This window comes from Sphingopyxis sp. 2PD, from assembly GCF_005503695.1.
GTDB lineage: Bacteria > Pseudomonadota > Alphaproteobacteria > Sphingomonadales > Sphingomonadaceae > Sphingopyxis.
The window spans coordinates 18,391-38,358 of record NZ_SCMU01000002.1; the positions used below are offsets into that span (position 1 = coordinate 18,391).

The 19,968-nt window shown below is 64.7% G+C and carries 20 protein-coding genes; 11 read left to right on the forward strand and 9 right to left on the reverse strand.

What is annotated here, in order from left to right; translation table 11 throughout:
• Window positions 1–109: 109 nt before the first annotated feature.
• The 10 genes from FFS18_RS01825 to FFS18_RS01870 all read left to right on the forward strand — a co-directional run bounded on the left by FFS18_RS01825 (window position 110) and on the right by FFS18_RS01870 (window position 11,419).
• A complete protein-coding gene (locus FFS18_RS01825) occupies window positions 110–967 on the forward strand; it encodes an SDR family NAD(P)-dependent oxidoreductase (RefSeq protein WP_137869543.1) in 858 nt (285 codons plus the stop codon).
• Window positions 964–2,424, forward strand: coding sequence for an MFS transporter (locus tag FFS18_RS01830; protein WP_171005191.1), 1,461 nt, complete (start codon window positions 964–966; stop codon window positions 2,422–2,424). Before FFS18_RS01825 ends, FFS18_RS01830 begins: the two co-directional genes overlap by 4 nt.
• A gap of 112 nt (window positions 2,425–2,536) precedes the next feature.
• Window positions 2,537–3,826: an acyl-CoA dehydrogenase family protein gene (locus FFS18_RS01835; RefSeq protein ID WP_137869545.1), complete on the forward strand. Its 1,290-nt coding sequence runs from the start codon at window positions 2,537–2,539 to the stop codon at window positions 3,824–3,826.
• Window positions 3,827–3,949: 123 nt separating this feature from the next.
• Window positions 3,950–5,041 carry a Zn-dependent alcohol dehydrogenase gene (locus tag FFS18_RS01840; RefSeq protein ID WP_137869546.1) on the forward strand — a complete coding sequence of 364 codons (1,092 nt, stop codon included), beginning with the start codon at window positions 3,950–3,952 and terminating at the stop codon, window positions 5,039–5,041.
• Window positions 5,038–6,105 carry a phosphotransferase family protein gene (locus FFS18_RS01845; RefSeq protein WP_137869547.1) on the forward strand — a complete coding sequence of 356 codons (1,068 nt, stop codon included), beginning with the start codon at window positions 5,038–5,040 and terminating at the stop codon, window positions 6,103–6,105. Before FFS18_RS01840 ends, FFS18_RS01845 begins: the two co-directional genes overlap by 4 nt.
• Window positions 6,102–6,878 carry an SDR family NAD(P)-dependent oxidoreductase gene (locus tag FFS18_RS01850; protein ID WP_137869548.1) on the forward strand — a complete coding sequence of 259 codons (777 nt, stop codon included), beginning with the start codon at window positions 6,102–6,104 and terminating at the stop codon, window positions 6,876–6,878. The genes FFS18_RS01845 and FFS18_RS01850 overlap by 4 nt, the downstream gene beginning before the upstream one ends.
• Entirely contained in the window at window positions 6,878–7,681 is an 804-nt protein-coding gene (locus FFS18_RS01855) for an SDR family NAD(P)-dependent oxidoreductase (RefSeq protein ID WP_137869779.1), read from the forward strand. The genes FFS18_RS01850 and FFS18_RS01855 overlap by 1 nt, the downstream gene beginning before the upstream one ends.
• Window positions 7,682–7,691: 10 nt before the next feature.
• Window positions 7,692–8,894 carry a serine hydrolase domain-containing protein gene (locus tag FFS18_RS01860; RefSeq protein WP_137869549.1) on the forward strand — a complete coding sequence of 401 codons (1,203 nt, stop codon included), beginning with the start codon at window positions 7,692–7,694 and terminating at the stop codon, window positions 8,892–8,894.
• A 110-nt stretch (window positions 8,895–9,004) separates the two neighbouring features.
• Window positions 9,005–11,038, forward strand: coding sequence for a 3-hydroxyacyl-CoA dehydrogenase NAD-binding domain-containing protein (locus FFS18_RS01865; RefSeq protein ID WP_137869550.1), 2,034 nt, complete (start codon window positions 9,005–9,007; stop codon window positions 11,036–11,038).
• Window positions 11,039–11,191: 153 nt separating this feature from the next.
• Window positions 11,192–11,419 carry a hypothetical protein gene (locus FFS18_RS01870; protein WP_249340255.1) on the forward strand — a complete coding sequence of 76 codons (228 nt, stop codon included), beginning with the start codon at window positions 11,192–11,194 and terminating at the stop codon, window positions 11,417–11,419.
• Window positions 11,420–11,649: 230 nt separating this feature from the next.
• On the opposite strand, the gene mmsB is transcribed toward FFS18_RS01870, so the two are convergent.
• The 9 genes from mmsB to FFS18_RS01920 all read right to left on the reverse strand — a co-directional run bounded on the left by mmsB (window position 11,650) and on the right by FFS18_RS01920 (window position 18,979).
• Window positions 11,650–12,525: a 3-hydroxyisobutyrate dehydrogenase gene (mmsB, locus tag FFS18_RS01880; RefSeq protein WP_137869553.1), complete on the reverse strand. Its 876-nt coding sequence runs from the start codon at window positions 12,523–12,525 to the stop codon at window positions 11,650–11,652.
• A 118-nt stretch (window positions 12,526–12,643) separates the two neighbouring features.
• The gene (locus FFS18_RS01885) at window positions 12,644–13,426 is read right to left on the reverse strand and encodes an enoyl-CoA hydratase-related protein (protein WP_137869554.1); all 783 of its coding nucleotides are present in this window, start codon (window positions 13,424–13,426) and stop codon (window positions 12,644–12,646) included.
• 114 nt (window positions 13,427–13,540) lie between these two features.
• Window positions 13,541–14,587, reverse strand: a complete 1,047-nt coding sequence (locus tag FFS18_RS01890; RefSeq protein ID WP_137869555.1) for an enoyl-CoA hydratase/isomerase family protein — start codon at window positions 14,585–14,587, stop codon at window positions 13,541–13,543.
• Window positions 14,584–15,729, reverse strand: coding sequence for an acyl-CoA dehydrogenase family protein (locus FFS18_RS01895; protein WP_137869556.1), 1,146 nt, complete (start codon window positions 15,727–15,729; stop codon window positions 14,584–14,586). The genes FFS18_RS01890 and FFS18_RS01895 overlap by 4 nt, the downstream gene beginning before the upstream one ends.
• 2 nt (window positions 15,730–15,731) lie before the next feature.
• A complete protein-coding gene (locus FFS18_RS01900; protein WP_120217563.1) occupies window positions 15,732–16,199 on the reverse strand; it encodes a hypothetical protein in 468 nt (155 codons plus the stop codon).
• On the reverse strand, window positions 16,196–16,597 hold the full coding sequence (locus tag FFS18_RS01905) for a RidA family protein (protein WP_137869557.1): 402 nt from the start codon (window positions 16,595–16,597) through the stop codon (window positions 16,196–16,198). Before FFS18_RS01905 ends, FFS18_RS01900 begins: the two co-directional genes overlap by 4 nt.
• Window positions 16,590–16,895, reverse strand: a complete 306-nt coding sequence (locus FFS18_RS01910; RefSeq protein WP_137869558.1) for an I78 family peptidase inhibitor — start codon at window positions 16,893–16,895, stop codon at window positions 16,590–16,592. Before FFS18_RS01910 ends, FFS18_RS01905 begins: the two co-directional genes overlap by 8 nt.
• 23 nt (window positions 16,896–16,918) lie before the next feature.
• Complete coding sequence (locus tag FFS18_RS01915) at window positions 16,919–17,431, reverse strand: hypothetical protein (RefSeq protein ID WP_137869559.1); 513 nt, start codon at window positions 17,429–17,431, stop codon at window positions 16,919–16,921.
• A 54-nt stretch (window positions 17,432–17,485) separates the two neighbouring features.
• Window positions 17,486–18,979 (reverse strand): CoA-acylating methylmalonate-semialdehyde dehydrogenase, encoded by a 1,494-nt coding sequence (locus FFS18_RS01920; RefSeq protein WP_137869560.1) that lies wholly within the window; start codon window positions 18,977–18,979, stop codon window positions 17,486–17,488.
• Between the two features lie 98 nt (window positions 18,980–19,077).
• On the opposite strand from FFS18_RS01920, the gene FFS18_RS01925 reads away from it, so the two are divergent.
• The gene (locus tag FFS18_RS01925) at window positions 19,078–19,965 is read left to right on the forward strand and encodes a LysR family transcriptional regulator (RefSeq protein WP_137869561.1); all 888 of its coding nucleotides are present in this window, start codon (window positions 19,078–19,080) and stop codon (window positions 19,963–19,965) included.
• Window positions 19,966–19,968 lie beyond the last annotated feature (3 nt).

The window sequence follows — 19,968 nt, forward strand, 5'->3', positions numbered from 1 at the left end:
ACTTGGGCGGGCCCACCTGCCGTTACGGCGCCGTAGCGTCCGACAGGCCGCCGTTGACGCGTCCCCTTTGGCGCCTAAGCTAAGTGGCAAAAGAAAACGGGAGCAGGATATGCGATTCGCAGGCAAGGTCGCCGTCGTCACCGGCGCGGCATCGGGTATCGGCAGGGCCACGGTCCTGAAACTGGCGGGCGAAGGCGCGCATGTGTTTGCCGCCGACATTGACGAAGCGGGCGGGCGCGCGCTCGCCGAAGCATCGAACGGCAAGATCGATTTCGTCCGCTGCGACGTGACGCGGCCGTCGGACATCGAGGCGCTGATGAAGGAAGCCGCGGCGAAGGCCGGCGGCATCGACATCGTCTTCAACAATGCCGCCGCGGGCGGCGACCGCGCGCCGATCGACGAGATCACCCCCGAAGGCTGGGACCGGACGATGGACCTGGTGCTGAAATCGGTCGCGATGGGCATCCGTTACGCCGCGCCGCACATGAAGGCGCGGAAGGGCGCGAGCATCGTCAACACCGCGAGCGTCGCGGCGCTGGGCGCGGGCTATTCGCCGATCGCCTATGCCGTCGCGAAGGCGGGGGTGCTGCACCTTAGCAAGGTCGCCGCCACTGATCTGGCGCAATATGGCATCCGCGTGAACGCGATCTGCCCCGGCTTCATCAACACCAATATCTTCACCGCGTCGCTCGACGTCCCCGGCGAGATGAAGGAACAGGCGAATGCGATCATCGCCGGGATGAGCGCGCAGGCGCAGCCGGTCGCGCGCGGCGGCCAGCCCGAGGATATCGCCAACGCGGTCGCTTACCTCGCGAGCGAGGAGTCGAGTTTCATGACCGGCACCCACCTGCTCGTCGATGGCGGACTGACGATCGGCCAGCGCCACGCGTGGGACAAGGAAACGCCGGGCATGTTCGACGCGCTGGTCCAGATGGAGGAGGCTGCGAAGGCCGGAGCGGCGGCGTGAACGCGTCAGCCGCGGCGGTGCCGAAAACCCGGCGCCTGCCCGTGTGGCTGAAAGCGACGCACGGGCTCGGCAGCATCGCCTATGGCGTCAAGGACAATGGTTTTTCGACCTTTCTGCTGCTGTTCTACAATCAGGTCGTCGGCCTCGACGCCGGGATCGTCGGCACCGCGATCATGGTCGCGCTGATCGCCGACGCCTTTGTTGATCCGGTGATCGGCGAGCTGACCGACCGCACGCGGAGCCGCTGGGGCCGCCGCCTGCCCTGGCTCTATATTGCGCCGGTGCCGCTCGCCATCGCGTGGATGCTGCTGTGGCACCCGCCCGCCATGTCCGATTCGATGACGGTGCTCTGGCTGATCGGCTTTGCGATTATCGTGCGGACTTTGGTGTCGTGCTGCGAGGTGCCGTCGGTGGCGATCGTCCCCGAACTGACCGCCGATTATGACGAGCGGACGATCGTCATGCGCTATCGCTTCCTGTTCGGCTGGGGCGGCGGGCTGCTGATCCTGCTGCTTGCCTATGGGGTGTTTTTCGGCGGGCCCAAGGGGCTGGTCGATCCCGACGGCTATGGTCCCTATGCACTCACCGGGGCGCTGATGATGCTGGGCGCGGTGGTGATTTCGGCGGCGGGGCAGCATCGGCGGATCGCGGTGTCGAACCTGGCCGACGTCAAACCCGTGATGACGCTGCGCCAGGTGCTCGGCGAAATGCGCGACACGCTGTCGAACCGCGCCTTTCTGTGGCTGGTGTTCGCCGCGCTGTTCGGCTTCGTGAACCAGGGCATCACCTTTTCGATGACCAATTATCTGCTCGGCTTTTTCTGGCAGCTGACGCAAGGCGAGCTGATCGCCTATGTCTTTCTGCTGTTCGGATCGATGATCGCCGCCTTTCTGTTCGTCGCGCCGCTGTCGGCGCGGCTCGGCAAGCGCGACGGCGCGATCGTCGCCGGGGCGATCGCGCTGCTCGTCAACAGCGGCATGTATTTGGCGTGGATCCAGGGGGTTTTTCCGGGCCTGCCCGGCAAGCCGAGCGCGGCGGTGATGTTCGCGCTGGTGTTCATTTCCAACAGCTTTTCGATCATGCTGATGATCCTGTCATCTTCGATGATGGCCGACGTGGTCGAGGCATCGCAAAGCGAGACCGGACGGCGGTCGGAAGGGCTGTTCTTTGCCGGTTATTTCTTCATGCAGAAATGCGCGACCGGCATCGGCATCTTCATCGCCGGGCTGATCCTGTCGTTCGCGGCGTTTCCGGCGTCGGCCAAGCCGGGCGAGATCGAGCGCGCGGTCCTCGGCGACCTTGCGCTCGGCTATGCGCTGGCGGTGCTGGTGATCGGGACGCTGGGGCTGATCGTGATGCGGCGCTTCCCGATTTCGCGCGCCGATCACGAGGCGCGGCTGGCGCTGCTCGACGATACGGCGCGCGCCGAACCCGACGGAAGTGGAGCGCATCCGTAACGGAAAATGTCAGCGCGCGACCAAATGAGGTAATAATCGGCCCGCAGGGGTTGGCAAAGCAGGACGAATCGGTCCAAAGGCTTACGCGAACGTAAACGGAAAGGATGCTCAGATGGATTTCGACCTTACCGACCGGCAGGTCTATTGGCGCGACCGGGTGCGCGATTTCATCGAGCGCAAGGTCCGTCCCGCCGTCCCCACCTATAACGAGCAGGACAAGGCGGGCGACCGCTGGAAAGTCATCCAGGTCGTCGAGGATCTGAAGGCCGAGGCGAAGGCCGCGGGCATCTGGAACCTGTTCATGCCGCCGCGCAGCAGCGCACACCACCATGTCGACGAGACCTTCGAGTTCGAAGGCCCAGGCCTCACCAACCTCGAATATGCGCTGTGCGCCGAGGAAATGGGGCGCATTGGCTTCGCCAGCGAGGTGTTCAACTGCTCGGCGCCCGACACGGGCAATATGGAGGTTTTCCACCGTTACGGGACGCGCGCGCAGAAAGAGAAATATCTCGGCCGGTTGATGAATGGCGAAATCCGTTCGGCGTTCCTGATGACCGAGCCCGCGGTCGCCTCGTCCGACGCGACGAACATCGAAACGCGAATCGAGCGCGACGGCGACGATTATGTCATCAACGGCACCAAATGGTGGTCGTCGGGCGCGGGCGATCCGCGCTGCGAGGTCGCGATCGTGATGGGCAAGACCGATTTTGCCGCCAAGCGCCATGCGCAGCAGTCGATGGTGCTGATGCCGCTCGATGCGCCGGGGGTGACGATCAAGCGCCACCTGCCGGTGTTCGGTTATGACGATGCGCCGCACGGCCATATGGAAATCGTGCTGAAGGACGTCCGCGTCAATGCCGAGGAAGCGATGCTGCTCGGCGAGGGTCGCGGCTTCGAGATCGCGCAGGGGCGGCTCGGCCCGGGCCGCATCCATCACTGCATGCGCACGATCGGCGTCGCCGAGGAAGCGATCGAGAAAATGGCGAAACGGCTCCAGTCGCGCGTCGCGTTCGGCCGCAAGGTCGCCGAATATAGCATCTGGGAACATCGTCTGGCGCGCGCGCGCATCGACATCGAAATGACCCGCCTGCTGTGTTTGAAGGCCGCCGACATGATGGACAAGGTCGGCAACAAGTCGGCCGCGGCCGAGATCGCGATGATCAAGGTGCAGGCGCCGAACATGGCGCTGAAGATCATCGACGACGCGATCCAGGCGCATGGCGCGGCGGGCGTGTCCGAGGACTTCGGGCTGGCAAAGGCCTATGCGCATCAACGGACTTTGCGTCTGGCCGACGGTCCGGACGAGGTGCATGAACGCGCGATCGCCCGCATCGAGTTCGCCAAATATAGCGACGCTGCCGATCCCGGCTTTTCGTCGGGCGACGTCGGGGTTTCGCGATAAATACAAATCCCCTCCCGCTTGCGGGAGGGGTTGGGGGAGGGCTTGTTCCTCTCCCGTTCGGAATTGACATGCCCTCCCCTAGCCCCTCCCGCAAGCGGGAGGGGGACTGAACGGAGATTTTGAATGACCAAAGCCGCGATCCTGATCGAACCCGGCCAGCCGCTGTCGATCGAAACCGTCCAGATCGCCGATTGCGGCCCGCACGAGGTGCGCATCCGCACCGCGGCGTGCGGCCTCTGCCATTCGGACCTGCATTTCATCGACGGCGCCTATCCGCATCCGCTGCCCGCGATCCCCGGCCATGAAGCCGCGGGCATCGTCGAGGCGGTCGGCAGCGAAGTGCGCACGGTGAAGGTCGGCGATGCGGTCGTCACCTGCCTCAGCGCCTTCTGCGGCCACTGCGAATTCTGTGTTTCGGGGCGCATGTCGCTTTGCATGGGCGGCGACACGCGGCGGCCCGCCGGATCGGCACCGCGCATCACCCGCCCCGACGGGTCGCCGGTCAACCAGATGCTCAACCTGTCGGCGTTCTCCGAAACGATGCTGGTCCACGAACATGCGTGCGTTGCGATCGACCCCGACATGCCACTCGACCGCGCCGCGGTGATCGGCTGCGCGGTGACGACCGGCGCAGGGACGATCTTTAACGCGTGCAAGGTCACCCCGGGCGAAACCGTCGTCGTCGTCGGTTGCGGTGGGGTCGGCCTCGCGACGATCAACGCCGCAAAAATCGCTGGTGCGGGGCGAATCATTGCGGCCGACCCGGTTCCCGAAAAGCGCGAGCTGGCGAAGAAGCTGGGCGCGACCGACGTCGTCGATGCGATGGACGGCGACGCGGCCAAGCAGATCCTCGAGATCAGCAAGGGCGGGGTCGATCACGCGATTGAAGCCGTCGGGCGTCCGGCCTCGGCGAGCCTCGCGGTCGCATCGCTGCGCCGCGGCGGCACCGCAACGATCCTGGGCATGATGCCGCTGACCGAGAAGGTCGGGCTGTCGGCGATGGACCTGCTGTCGGGCAAGAAACTGCAGGGCGCGATCATGGGGGGCAACCGCTTTCCGGTCGACATCCCGCGGCTTGTCGACTTCTACCTGCGCGGCCTGCTCGACCTCGACAGCATCGTCGCCGAGACGATCCCGCTGGAGCGGATCAATGAAGGGTTTGACAAGATGAAGAAAGGCGACGCCGCACGGTCGGTGATCGTTTTCGACCAGTGACGCTCGACGCCCAGAAAGCCTTCAGCGGTACCGTTGCGCCCGAAGGCGCCGACGTGCTCGACGAAGTGAAGCTCACCGCGTGGATGGAAGCGAATGTCGAGGGGTTCGAAGGCCCGCTGACCCAGAGCAAATTTGCGGGCGGCCAGTCGAACCCGACGTACAAGATTTCGGCACCGTCGGGAAATTATGTGCTCCGCCGCAAGCCCTATGGCCCGCTGCTCCCCTCCGCGCACGCGGTCGACCGCGAATATAAGGTGCAGGCGGGGCTGCACAAAATGGGCTTTCCCGTCGCGCGCCAATATGGCCTCTGCACCGACGACAGCATCGTCGGCAGCTGGTTTTATGTGATGGGCATGGTCGATGGGCAGACGATCTGGGACGGGTCGATGCCGGGATCGACGCCGGAGAACCGCCGCGCGACCTATGAGGCAATGATCGACACGCTCGCCGCGCTGCACAAGGTCGATGTCGAGGCGGCGGGGCTGTCCGATTTCGGCAAGCCCGGCAATTATTTCGGACGGCAGGTCGACCGCTGGACCAAGCAGTACAAGCTCGCCGAGACCGAGACGATGGACGAGATGGAGCGGCTGATCGCGTGGCTGCCCGCCACGCTCCCCGAACAGACGCGCACCAGCGTCGTCCATGGCGATTACCGCATCGACAATATGATCTATGCCAAGGATCGGCCCGAAGTGCTCGCGGTACTCGATTGGGAGCTGTCGACCTTGGGCGATCCGCTCGCCGATTTCACCTATGTCGCGATGGCGTGGGTGACCGAAAATGGCGGGCGTTCGGGAGTGATGGATCTCGATCGCGCCGCGCTCGGCATTCCCGAACTCGACGAAATGGTCGAACGCTATTGCGCCGCCACCGGGCGCGACGGCGTGCCCGACATGAACTGGTATTTCGCCTATAACTTCTTCCGCCTCGCCGGGATCATGCAGGGAATCAAGAAGCGCGTCATCGATGGCACCGCTTCGTCGGCCCATGCCAAGGCGATGTCAGAGCGCGTGCAGCCGCTCGCGGCGCGGGCGTGGGAATTTGCACGAAAGGCGGGCGCATGAGCCTGTTCGACATGACCGGCCAGGTCGCGCTGATCACCGGATCGTCGCGCGGCATCGGCAAGGCCACCGCCGAGGCGATGGCCGAACAGGGCGCGAAGGTCGTGATTTCGAGCCGCAAACAGGATGCGTGCGATCAGGCCGCCGCAGAGATCAACGCAAGGTTCGGCGACGGCACCGCAATTGCGGTCGCCGCCAACATCTCGTCGAAGGACGACCTCCAGAACCTCGTCAACGAGACGCGCGCCGCTTTCGGCAAGGTCACCGCGCTCGTCTGCAACGCGGCGTCGAACCCCTATTATGGCCCCGGCCTTGGCATCAGCGACGAGCAGTTCCGCAAGATCATGGACAATAATATCCTGTCCAACCACTGGTTGATCACGATGGTCGCGCCCGAAATGCTCGAACGCGGCGAAGGATCGATCACGATCATCAGCTCGATCGGCGGGCTGAAAGGATCGCCGATCATTGGTGCTTACGGGATTTCGAAAGCCGCCGACATGCAGGTCGCGCGCAATTTCTCGGTCGAATTCGGGCCCAAGGGCGTGCGCGTCAACTGCATCGCGCCGGGGCTGATCCGCACCGACATGGCGCGCGCCTTGTGGGAAAATCCCGAGAATCTCAAACGATCGACCGCCGCCTCGACGTTGAAGCGGATCGGCGAACCGCACGAGATTGCGGGTGCCGCGGTCTTCCTCGCCAGCAAGGCGGGGGCATTCACCACCGGCCAGACCATCGTGTGCGATGGCGGTGCCACGATTTCAGGAGGCGCATGATGGGCGCGTTGGACGGCAAGGTTGCGATCATCACGGGTGCCGGTTCGGGAATCGGCCGCGCGAGCGCGCTGCGCTTTGCTGCCGAGGGCGCGAAGCTGGTGCTCGGCGACAAGACGGCGGCGGTGCACGAAACCGCGCAGCTGGTGAAGGATGCGGGCGGCGATGCGGTCGCGCTGGAGATCGACGCCGGGGTCGAAGCCGACGTCGCATCGATGGTCGCGACCGCGAAGGACAGCTTTGGCGGCCTCGATATCGCCTTCGCTAACGCCGGGATCATCGGCGACATGGGCGGCATCTTCGATTTCGATCCCGCCGCCTGGGCCGAGACCTTGCGCGTCAACCTGATCGGTCCGGCGCTGATGGTGAAGCATGCCGGGAAAGCGATGGTCGATCAGGGGCGCGGCGGTGCAATCGTGCTGACCGCGAGCGTCGCGGGATTGAATTCGGGCGCGGGTCCGGGCGCCTATTCGGCATCGAAGGCGGGGGTCATCAACCTTGCCAAGACCGCGGCGCAGCAGCTGACCACCAGCGGCGTGCGCGTCAACGCGATCTGCCCCGGCCTCACCGAAACGGGGATGACCAAGCCGACGTTTGACTATGCGAAGGCGAAGGAGGTCACCCACAAGCTGGGCCAGCTCAACCCGCTGAAGCGCGCCGCGCAGCCCGAAGAGCTCGCCAATGTCGCGCTGTTCCTTGCGAGCGATCAGGCGAGCTATGTCAACGGGCAGGCGATCGCGGTTGACGGCGGGCTCACCAGTTCGCATCCGGTGACGCGCCAGCTGCTTGGCCAGACATCGCATTGACAGGATAGATATGGGTCACGGTTTCGATACGGCGCGGCTGGGCCGCATCCCCGCCTTTCTTGAGGCCAAATATGTCGGCCCCGGCCGCTTGCCGCACGCGGCGACCTTGGTGTCGCGGCGCGGTGAGATCGCGCATCGCTCGTGCATCGGCGAGGCGCGTCCGGGCGCGGCGCTGAAAGAGGATGCGATCTTCCGCATCGCCAGCATGACCAAGCCGATCACCAGCATCGCATTCATGATGTTGGTCGAGGAGGGCAAGGTCGCGCTGTCCGATCCGCTGGTCAAATTTTGCCCCGAGTTCAAGGACACCGGCGTCTTCGTCGCGGGCGGCGGCAATGTGCCGTTCCTGACCCGGCCGCCGACGCAGCCGATCCGCATGGTCGACCTGCTGCGCCACACCGCGGGACTCACCTATGGCTTTCAGGAGCGCACCCCGGTCGATGCCGCGTATCGCAAGGCCCGGATCGACGATTTCGACGCTGATTATACGATGGACAGCTTCATCGAAGGGCTGGCAAAAATACCGCTCCAGTTCGACCCCGGCGCGCGCTGGAATTATTCGATGGCGACCGACGTACTCGGCGCGGTGATCGAGCGGATCGAGGGCAAGCCGTTCGCACAAGTCTTGCAGGAGCGCATCTTTGGCCCGCTCGGCATGGTCGACACCGGGTTCAAGGTGCCCGCCGACCAGCAGCACCGGCTGACCGATTGCTACGCCTTCGATCCCGTGGCCAAGATGAAGCCCTTCGATAGCGGCGACAAGAGCCGCTGGGCGAAGGATCGCAGCTTTCATTCGGGCGGCGGCGGACTCGCCTCGACCCTGCACGACTATCACCGTTTCTGCCTGATGCTGCTCGGTGGCGGCAAGCTTGGCGATGTGCGGATCATCAGCCGCAAGACGCTGGACCTGATGACGTCGAACCACCTGGTCGGCGGCGGCGACCTCGTCCAGCACAGCGTCGGTATCTTTTCGGAGGCCGAAAATGCCGGGGTCGGCTTTGGCCTTGGCTTTGCGGTGAACGAAAGCCCGGCGCAGACGATGACCCCCGGGTCAGTCGGCGATTTTTACTGGGGCGGCATGTTCTCGACCGGCTTTTTCGTCGATCCGGTCGAGCAAATCTGCATGGTGTTCATGACGCAGCTGATGCCATCCTCCACCTATCCCGTGCGGCGCGAGGTCAAGACACTGGTCCACGCCGCGATTGACGACTGATTTGAGAACCCACCCCCGTTCGTGTCGAGCGAAGTCGAGACACGCGAAGCGCAGCGCTAGACGCTTCTCGACTTCGCTCGAAGCGAACGGCATCTTTTAAGGAGCCTGAAATGTCCGAAGATACCCCTGTTTCCGTCACGATGGAAAAGGATGGCGAGGTCGCCGTCATCATCGTCAACAATCCGCCGGTCAACGCGCTGAGCTGGCACGTCCGTCAGGGGCTGGAAGATAATTTCACCGCCGCGCTCGCCGACGATAGCGTCAAGGCGATCGTGCTGCGCTGCGCCGGCGCAACCTTTATCGCGGGCGCCGACATCAGCGAATTCGGCAAGCCGCCGCGCGGTCCCGATTTCAACGCGGTGCTCAACAGCATCGAAGCGGCGTCGAAGCCGGTCGTTGCTGCGATCCATGGCACGGCGCTCGGCGGCGGCCTGGAAACCGCGCTCGTCTGTCATTATCGTATCGCGGTGCCGTCGGCGAAGCTGGGCGTTCCCGAAGTGAAGCTCGGCCTGCTGCCCGGCGCGGGCGGCACCCAGCGGCTGCCGCGCGTCGTCGGCGTCGAAGCCGCGGCGACGATGACCTCGACCGGCGATCCGCTGCCCGCCGCGAAAGCGAAAGAACTCGGCCTCGTCGACGAACTGGCGGGCGAAGACAGCCTTGCCGCCGACGCCATCGCCTTTGCGCGCGCAAAGATCGCCGACGGCCCGCGCCCGACGCGCGAACGCCCGCTGTTCGGCGACGTTGCGGTGATCGAACAGCTGAAGACCGCCAATGCCAAGCGCTGGCGCGGCTTTGAAGCGCCTTACGCCAACCTCGCCTGCGTCGAAGCGGCGACGCGCTTGCCGTTCGAGGAAGGCCTCGCGTTCGAGCGCGAGCAATTCATGAAGCTGATGTTCGGCAGCCAGTCGGCGGCGCAGCGGCACATCTTCTTTGCCGAACGTCAAGCCGCGAAGATCGACGGCCTGCCCAAGGACACGCAGCTGCGCGACATCAAGAAGGTCGGCGTGATCGGCGCCGGCACGATGGGCGGCGGGATTTCGATGAACTTCCTGCAGAAGGGCATTCCGGTGACGATCGTCGAAATGGCGCAGGACGCGCTCGACCGCGGCGTCGGGGTGATCCGCAAGAATTACGACGCGTCAGCCGCCAAGGGGCGTTTCAAGCCCGAACAGGTCGACCAGATGATGGGCATCCTGACCCCCAGCCTCAGCCTCGACGATCTTGCCGACTGCGATCTGATCATCGAGGCGGTCTATGAGAATATGGACGTCAAGAAGGACATCTTCGGCAAGCTCGACAAGATCGCCAAGCCCGGCGCGATCCTGGCGTCGAACACCAGCTATCTCGACATCGACGAAATCGCCACCGCGACGAGCCGCCCCGGCGACGTGCTGGGCATGCATTTCTTCTCGCCCGCCAATGTCATGAAGCTGCTCGAAGTCGTGCGCGGTGAAAAGACCGCGCCCGACGCGCTCGCCACCGCGATGGCGATCGGCAAGAAGATCGGCAAGGTGGCGGTCGTTGCGGGCGTCTGCGACGGCTTCATCGGCAACCGCATGCTGAAGCCGCGCCAGCTGGAAGCGATGAAGCTGCTGATGGAAGGCGCGACACCGGCGCAGGTCGACAAGGTGCATGTCGAATTCGGGATGCCGATGGGGCCGTTCCAGATGAGCGACCTTGCCGGTGTCGACATCGGTTGGCACCGCGACCCCAATCGCATCGAAAGCATCCGCGATGCGCTGTGCGCCGAGGGCCGCTGGGGCCAGAAGAAGCAGGCGGGCTTTTACGATTATGACGAAAAGCGCCAGCCGTCGGAGAGCCCGCGCGTTGCCGAGCTGATCGAGGAGTTCCGCGGCAAGGCGGGGGTCGAGAAGCGCGAGATCACCGATCAGGAGATCATCGAACGCACGCTGTACCCGATGGTCAACGAAGGCGCGCTAATCCTCTCCGAAGGCAAGGCGCAGCGCGCCTCGGATATCGATGTCGTGTGGATTTATGGCTATGGCTGGCCAGTCTATCGCGGCGGCCCGATGTTCTGGGCGGGGCTGGAAGGCACCGACAAGATCGTCGCGGCGCTCGAGAAGCACGGGTTCGAGATCGCACCGCTGCTCAAGGAAAAGGCCGAGGCAAAGAGCGGCTTCTAAACCCGCTTTCGATTACGATCAGCAGGCCGTCTGTCCCGACCCGGGGCAGGCGGCCTTTGCTTTTGCCGAATGCCGCCGCGGGCGGACGCAAATAGTTGCGATTCAGGGTTAAAGCGCTGGCAACGCCTGCCGTTACGGCAGAGCATGATTGCCATGTCGTTTTTCGCCCTGCTGCTGCTCACGGGCAGCGTTCCGGTCGCCGCTCCGGTAGCCGCTCCGCCAGCAAGCGCGGTCGGAGTGGCGCGGGCGCGCGTCCTGGCGCCCGCCGAGGTGCGACGCGTCGATGGCCGGATCGAGGTGCGGACGGGCGACCGCCGCGCGCCGACGCAGGTGCATCGCGGCGAACGCAAGGACGGCGGCCAGACGGCGGATTTTTACTAGAGTCTGTCCTGTTCAAATTGATCCGTAGCCCTGAGCTTGTCGGAGGGCACTTCTCGCCGAGAAGCGCCCTTCGACAGGCTCAGGGCTACGATGGCTTGATTCAGCCTGAGCAGGGCCGACCCTAGAACCGACCCAAACTCCCGTTCGTGTCGAGCGAAGTCGAGACACGGCAGAACAGCGCCAGACGCATCTCGACTTCGCTCGATGCGAACGGAGTTGGGTGTAATGCGTCAGCCCTGCAACGTCTGGATGATCGCCGAAAAATCGCGGCCGTCCTTGTCGGCCTCGACGAACGCTTCGTACAGCGCACGCGCCTTCGATCCCATCGGAACATCGGCGTTAACGCTGGCCGCCGCTTCCATCGCCAGCCGCAAGTCCTTGAGCATCAGCGCCGCGGCGAACCCGCCCTTGTAGTCATTGTCGGCGGGGGTCGTCGGGCCGACACCGGGCAGCGGCGCATAGCTGGTCAGCGACCAGCACTGCCCCGACGACACGCTGGCGATGTCGAAGAATTTCTGCGGGTCGAGTCCGAGCTTCTGCGCGAGCGCAAGCGTCTCGCACGTCGCGACCATCGACGCGCCGAGCAGCATGTTGTTGCAGATCTTCGCGCCCTGCCCCGCCCCAGCATCGCCCGCATGGATCACCGCCTTGCCCATTTTGGCGAGGATCGGTTCCGCGCGTGCAAAGCCTTCATCGGTACCGCCGACCATGAAGGTGAGCGTCCCCGCATTGGCAGCGGCGATGCCGCCCGAAACCGGCGCATCGACCGCGACGAGGCCTTTGGCCGTCGCGGCTTCGATATTGGCGCGCGCGGTCGCGACGTCGATCGTCGAGCAATCGAGGAGCAGCGTGCCCGGCGCGGCGTTCGGAAAGACGTCGGCTTCATATACCGACGCGACATGCTTGCCCGCGGGCAGCATCGTGACGACCGCTTCGGCGCCGGTCACCGCGTCGGCGGCGGAGGCGGCGCGGGTGCAGCCCGCCTCGACGGCGCGTGCGAGAGCCTCTTCGCTGAGGTCGAAGGCGCGGACCTCATGGCCCGCCTTGGCGAGGTTCGCGGCCATCCCGCCGCCCATGTTGCCGAGTCCGATGAATGCGATTTTCATTTTGTCTCCCCTCCCGCTTGCGGGAGGGGCCGGGGGAGGCCCTGTCCCGAATATTGAACTGGTGGAGAGGAAACAGACCCTCCCCTAACCCCTCCCGCAAGCGGGAGGGGGACTGGGCTCACCGCCCCTTCCAAACGCCTTCGCGTTTCTCGATAAAGGCGGCCATGCCCTCGGCCTTGTCCTCGGTCGCGGCGAGGATCTGGAACAGGCGGCGTTCGTAGATCAGCCCTTGATCGAGCGTCGTTTCGAAGGCGGCGTTGACCATGTCCTTGTTCACCATCGCGGCCATCGGCGGCATCGACGCGATGATGGTCGCGGTCTTCACCGCTTCGTCTACCAGCGTGTCATGCGGAACGACGCGGGCGACGAGGCCCGAGCGTTCGGCTTCGGCAGCGTCCATCATCCGGCCGGTCAGGCACATTTCCATCGCCTTCGCCTTGCCGATCGCGCGCGTCAGCCGCTGCGATCCGCCCATGCCAGGCGCGACGCCGAGCTTGATTTCGGGCTGGCCGAATTTCGCCTTTTCGGACGCGATGATGAAGTCGGCCATCATCGCCAGTTCGCACCCGCCGCCCAGCGCGAAGCCGTTGACCGCGGCGATCCAGGGCTTGCGCACCTTCTTCACAAAATCGCTTGTCCATTTCGAGAAAAAGTCCTCGAGGTAGAAATCGGACGCGGGCTTGTCGGCCATTTCCTTGATGTCGGCGCCCGCGGCGAAGGCCTTGTCGCCCGATCCGGTGAGCACCGCACAGCGCTGGCTGTCGTCGGCCTCGAACGCCGCGAAGGCCGCGATCAGATCGTCGAGCACGCTGGAGTTGAGCGCATTCAGCGCCTGCGGGCGGTTGAGCGTCACCAGCGTGACGGCACCGCGCGTTTCGACGAGGAGGGTTTCGTAGGTCATTTTCAAATTCTCCGATCAATCGTCATGCCGGACTTGATCCGGCATCCATTCCAGCGAGGCCCGAATGGACCCCGGATCAAGTCCGGGGTGACGAGGCAGGGTAGCGGCAAAGGCTCAGGTAAGCGGCGTCCATTTCTCATTCTCGGGCAGCGGCGCGAAGATCGCGTCGATCCAGTCGTCGGTCACCGCTTCGGGCGTCGGCGGATCCCATTTCGGGCTGTTGTCCTTGTCGATGATCAGCGCGCGGACGCCTTCGATGAAATCGTGCATCGCGACGACGCGGCTGCCGATCGCATATTCCTGTGTCATCTGCGCGGCAAAGTCGTGCATCGCCCCGCCTTCCTTCAATTGGCGGAGCGCGACCTTGCAAGTCTGCGGCGATTTGCTGTGCAGCGCCGCAAGCTCCTTTTCCGCCCATTCTCCGCCATCGGCTTCGAGCGCGGCGAGAATGTCTTCATAGGTGTCGCTGGCGAACAGCCGGTTGATCTTGTCGATCTGGTGCGTGATCTCCGCGGGCGGCGCGGTGACCGACAGTTCGCCCAATATGCCGCCGATGCGATCGGGATGCACGGCGATCCGCTTTTTCGCTTCGGCCAGATGTTCGGACGGCAGATAATGCGTCGCGAGTCCGAGCGCGAGACATTCGGCGCCGTCGAGCCGCGCCCCGGTAAGCGCAAGGAACACCCCGACGCGGCCTTCGAGTCGTGGGAGGTACCAGCCGCCGCCGACGTCGGGGAACAGGCCGATCCCCGTCTCGGGCATCGCAAAGCGCGTATGCTCGGTCGCGATGCGATATTTCGCCGGCTGCGAAATGCCGACCCCGCCGCCCATCGTGATCCCGTCCATGAAAGCGACGACGGGCTTGGGGTAAGTGAACAGCAGATGGTTGAGACGATATTCGGTATGGAAGAAGGCGCGCGCTTCGACCCCGTCCTTCGCACCGCTCTCGGCGAGCATGCGGATGTCGCCCCCAGCGCAGAAGCCGCGCCCCTCGCTATGGTCGATGATCACCGCTTCGATCGCGTCGTCATCGCGCCATTTGATGAGCGCGTCGATCATCGCTTCGCACATCGCGAGGTTGAGCGCATGGATCGCCTTGGGGCGATTGAGCGACAGGCGGCCGATGCGACCGTCGGTGGAGATGAGAATGTCTTCGGTCATTGGCGCAGCAAATCCCTTCCGACGATCATCCGCATCACCTGGTTGGTGCCTTCGAGGATCGAGTGGACGCGGAGGTCACGCCAGAAACGCTCGATCGGATAATCACGCAAATAGCCGTAGCCGCCGAACAATTGCAGCGCGTCGTTGACGATCTTGCTGCCATTGTCGGTCGCGAGCCGCTTCGCCATCGCCGAGAAGCGCGACTTGTCGGGCGCATTCGCGGTGACCTTGGCCGCGGCGAGATAGAGCAAGGCGCGCGAGGCTTCGAGGTCGGTCGCCATGTCGGCGAGCATGAACTGGGTGTTCTGGAAATCGGCGACCGGCTGCCCGAATTGCTGGCGGTCCTTGGTATAGGCGATCGCCTCGTCGAGGCAGCGCTGCGCACCGCCCAAGGAACAGGCGCCGATGTTAAGGCGGCCGCCATCGAGCCCCGCCATCGCAAAGCGGAAGCCGTCGCCCTCGGCACCGACGAGATTTTCGATCGGTACACGACAATCCTCGAAGATCACCTGCGCGGTGGGCGAGGCATTCCAGCCGAGCTTCTTTTCGGGGGCGCCGAAGCTCAATCCCGGCGTGTCCTTTTCGATGACGAGGCAGGAAATACCCTTCGATTTTTCCTCGCCGGTGCGGACCATGCAGACATAGATGTCGTTGACCCCGGCGCCCGAAATGAACTGCTTCGTGCCGTTCAGCACATAATGGTCGCCGTCCCTTTTCGCGGTCGTCTTGAGTGCCGCGGCGTCGGACCCCGAGCCGGGTTCGGTGAGGCAATAGCTCGCGATCTTGTCCATGCTGACCAGGCTCGGCAGGTAGCGGTCCTTGATCGCCGCGCCGCCGAAACGGTCGATCATCCACGTCGCCATATTGTGGATCGACACATAAGCGCTGGTGGCGGGACAGCCATAGGCCATCGCCTCCATGATCAGCGCCGCCTCGAGCCGCCCCAGCCCGATGCCGCCCGATTCCTCAGCGACATAAATGGCGCCGAAGCCAAGCTCGCCCGCGGCCTTCCACACCTCGACCGGATAATGGCATTTCTCGTCCCATTCGGCGGCAAAGGGCGTGATGCGGTCGGCGGTGAACTTGCGCGCCATGTCCTGAATGGCGAGCTGGTCGTCGGTAAGCTGGAACTGGTCGGTCATGGTCATTCCCAAGAAAAAATTGTTCGCAAATCGCAGCCGTCTGGGTCTTCACCCTCGTTGAAGAGATCGACCCGGTCGATTGCGGTCAATTGCGCATCGGTCAGTGGCTTCGGCGATGAAAAATAAGCAGCCCCGTGCCTGCGGTTCCAGATGGCAACCCCGTATTCGCCTCCGCTTTTCCGCGAAGCGTAACGGACGTGGCCCTTTGCATTTCGCTTTAACGCGACAGCACCTTTAGGCTTACTCGCCCACCCGTTGCCATGAACGACAAGTGATCCGAAATCGCCGCTCCAACGGAAGGAGCCACCATGGATTCCTCCAGTGAGCGTTTCGACACGCTCTCCAGGCAGGAGATCGATGATAGGCGAATAACCGCAAAACCGGGCCGGACCGTCCAATTCGGCGGCTATAGCAGGAGCGTCGCACGAGATCGCAGCAGCGCATCCTATCAGGAAAAGGCGCCATATCATCCGTTGCCCCCAACGATGGCTTCGGCTTCGATTTCGACTTTCCACTCGGGGCGGATCAGCGCGGGGATGACGAGCATCGTCGAGGCGGGGCGGATGTCGCCGAACATCGCGCCATGCGCCCGCCCCACCAGATCCGCGTCCGCCGGATCGGTGATATACATGCGCGTGCGCACGACGTCGGCGGGCGAACCGCCAAGCGCTTCCAACGCCTCGCGAATGATCGTCAGGCAGCGCGCCGCCTGAACCCCCGCATCGCCGAGCGTCGAACTGCCATCGGCCTCGATCGGCGCGCAGCCCGCGACATCGATACGGTCCCCCACCCGAACCGCGCGGCTGTAGCCATAAACGGGTTCGAACGGGGAGGCCGAGCTATGATTGCGACGACCCGAATCAGCCACAGGTGACCTGCGTGATCTTGTAGGCGTCGTCGTACATGATGTTCACGCGGTCCTGGCGGTAGTCCATCGTCATCGCGCTGCGCGGCGGGCCCCAGCGCAAGGTGCGGGCGCCGGATTGTTTGAGGATCGCCGCGCCCATTTCCGCGCTCGCAACATGGCCGACATGGCTCTGCACCGCATCGGCCTTGCACGTCATTGCGGCTTCGGGTGCCGCCGGGGTCGACTCGACCGGGGCTTCGCTGCTCGCGCAGGCGGCGAGCGGCAGGGCGGCGGCAATTGCAATCCAGCGAATATCCATCGTGAGTCTCCCTTTCAAAACCGTCATCCGGCGCAGCGCGTATAGCGCATCGCGCCCGCCGCGGCACCCTCACCCATATCGCGGCGGACGAGCATTTTGCCGCCATCGGCAAGCGCGAGCTCGATCCGCCGATCCCATTCCTGCCCCTCGCCGCTGAACCGGTAATCGGCGACCAGCCGGTTCGCACCGCCTTCGCGGACGCGCGCGAGTTCGCCATGCGATTCGTAAAAGCGCAGGTTCGTCGCATCGATCGTCACCGCGGTCAGATCGGCGCCCTTTTTCGCGGTGCAATCGGCAGTGTTCAGCGCCCAGCGGCCACGGATCGCCGCCGGGATCGCCGCGCCAGCGCCCGCGACGGGATCGCTCGCGGGATTGGTCGACGCTTCCTCCTTTGCTGTCCGCAGGTCGGCATCGACTTCGGTATTCGGCACATCGGCGGGGGTCGCGGGCGCAGCCGCATCCTCCGCGTCAGATCGCTCGTCGCCACCGCCGCACGCCGCGAGCAGCAGCAGCGCGGGCATCGTCCAGATCTTCATCGTCCTTCTCCTTCGACAGGAGAAATGTCCGAGCCGGCTCACGGGTTGCCCCCGTCAACCCATCGTCGGAATCACGAACGCATTACCGCCGTCGGGCGACCCGTCGGGCCAGCGCGCGGTGATCGTCTTGACCTTGGTCCAGAATTTGACGCCTTCCATGCCGTGCTGGTTGGTGTCGCCGAACGCCGAACGCTTCCAGCCGCCGAACGTGTGATAGGCGACGGGCACCGGGATCGGCACGTTGATGCCGACCATGCCGACTTGCACGCGCGCCGCGAATTCGCGCGCGGCGTGGCCGTTGCGCGTGAAGATCGCGACGCCATTGCCATATTGGTGCTTGCTGGGCAGTTCGAGCGCGGTTTCGAAATCGGGGGCGCGGACGATCTGCAGCACCGGGCCGAAGATTTCTTCCTTGTAGCTTTCCATGTCGGTGGTGACATGGTCGAACAGCGTCGGGCCGACGAAGAAGCCCTTTTCATGCCCCTGCAAGGTGAAGCCGCGGCCGTCGACAACCAGTTCGGCGCCTTCCTCGGCACATTTGGCGATCCAGCCTTCGACCTTTTCCTTGTGCGCCTGCGTCACGACGGGGCCGTAATGCGCCTCGGCATCGGTCGACACGCCGACGCGCAGCGCTTCGATCGCGGGGATCAGCTTTTCGCGGAGCCGGTTCGCGGTGTCCTCGCCCACGGGGACGACGACGGGGAGCGCCATGCAGCGCTCACCCGCCGAGCCGAAGGCGGCGCCGGTCAAGTCATTGACGACCTGGTCGAGATCGGCGTCGGGCATGACGATGCCGTGGTTCTTCGCGCCGCCCATCGCCTGCACGCGCTTTCCGTTCGCGACGCCGCGATTATAGACATAATGCGCGATGTCCGACGAGCCGACGAAGCTGACCGCGCCGATGTCGGGATGGTCGAGGATCGCGTCGACCATCTCCTTGTCGCCATGGACGGTCTGGAAAATGCCCTCGGGCAACCCGGCTTCGAGGAACAGCTCCGACAGGCGGACGGGCACCGACGGGTCGCGCTCGCTGGGCTTGAGGATGAAGGCGTTGCCCGTCGCGGTCGCGACGCCGCCCATCCACAGCGGGATCATCGCGGGGAAGTTGAACGGGGTGATCCCCGCGCCGATGCCGACCGGCTGGCGCATCGAATAGACGTCGATGCCCGGCCCCGCGCCCTGCGTATATTCGCCCTTCAGCACATGCGGGATGCCGCAGCAGAATTCGATGACCTCGAGCCCGCGCTGGATATCGCCCTTCGAGTCCGCGATCACCTTGCCATGTTCGCTCGACAACATCTCCGCGAGCTGGTTCATATTGGCTTCGACGAGGCGCTTGAATTCGAACATCACGCGCGCGCGGCGCTGCGGGTTCGTTGCGGCCCAGGCGGGCTGCGCGGCTTTCGCCGCGGCGACGGCGCGGTCGAGGATAGCGCGGTCGCCCAATGCGACCTGCGCCTGCACGCCGCCATTATTGGGGTCGAGGACGTCGCCGAAGCGGCTGCTGCTGCCGGCGCCGCCGACGATATGATGGTCGATCTGTCGCATATCCGAGTCTCCCAAAAAATGTTGCCGCTGCAACAGCCGAGTTAGGGGGCGATTGCAAGGGATAGACTTGCAGCCTTATCCTGCATATTTGCAGGCATATGGACTGGGACAAGCTGCAATATTTCCTGTTTGTCGCGCGTCACGGCACGCTGGCGCGTGCCGCGGCGGCGCTGCACGTCGATGCGACGACGGTCAGCCGTCAGGTCAGCGCGCTCGAAGCCGCGCTCCAGCAGACCTTGTTCGAACGGGCGCCGACGGGTTTCGTTCTGACGGCGGCAGGTCGGGCGCTCGTTCCGCACGCCGAGGCGATGGCGGCGGCGGCGGCGCGCATCCACATGGCGCCCGACGGCGGATCGCCGCTGTCAGGGCAATTGCGCATCAGCGTGTCCGAAGGCTTCGGCAACAGCTTCATCGCCCCGCGGCTCGGCAAATTCGTCGATGCGCATCCCGAGCTCGAGATCGACCTTGTCGCCTCGTCGGGCTTTCTCAATCCGTCGCGGCGCGAGGCCGATATGGCGGTGCTGCTGGCGCGGCCACGCAAAGGCCCACTGATCACGCGCAAGCTGTCCGACTACAGCCTTGGCCTCTATGCGCCCGCGGACCGGAGCGACTGGCAGGCGGCTGTGACCGCAGCGCCGTTGTCGCGCGCGGGCATCCCGGTGATCGGCTATATGCCCGACATCCTCTACGCCCCCGAACTCGACTATCTGGGCGAAATCGAGCCGGGGCTACGCGCCAATGTCCGGTCTTCGTCGATCCTCGCGCAGCGGCGGATGATCGCGGGCGGCGCGGGGGTCGGCGTCCTCCCCTGCTTCCTCGCAGCGGGCGATCCCGCGCTGGTCCGCGTGCGTCCCGATCAGGCGATCGCGCGTGCCTTCTGGCTTGCGCTCCACCGCGACGTCGCGCCGCAACCGCGGATGCGGGCGTTCATCGACTGGCTGGATGCCGAGGTAAGGGAGAGTAAAGGGCTGCTGGTGCCGGTTTAGCGC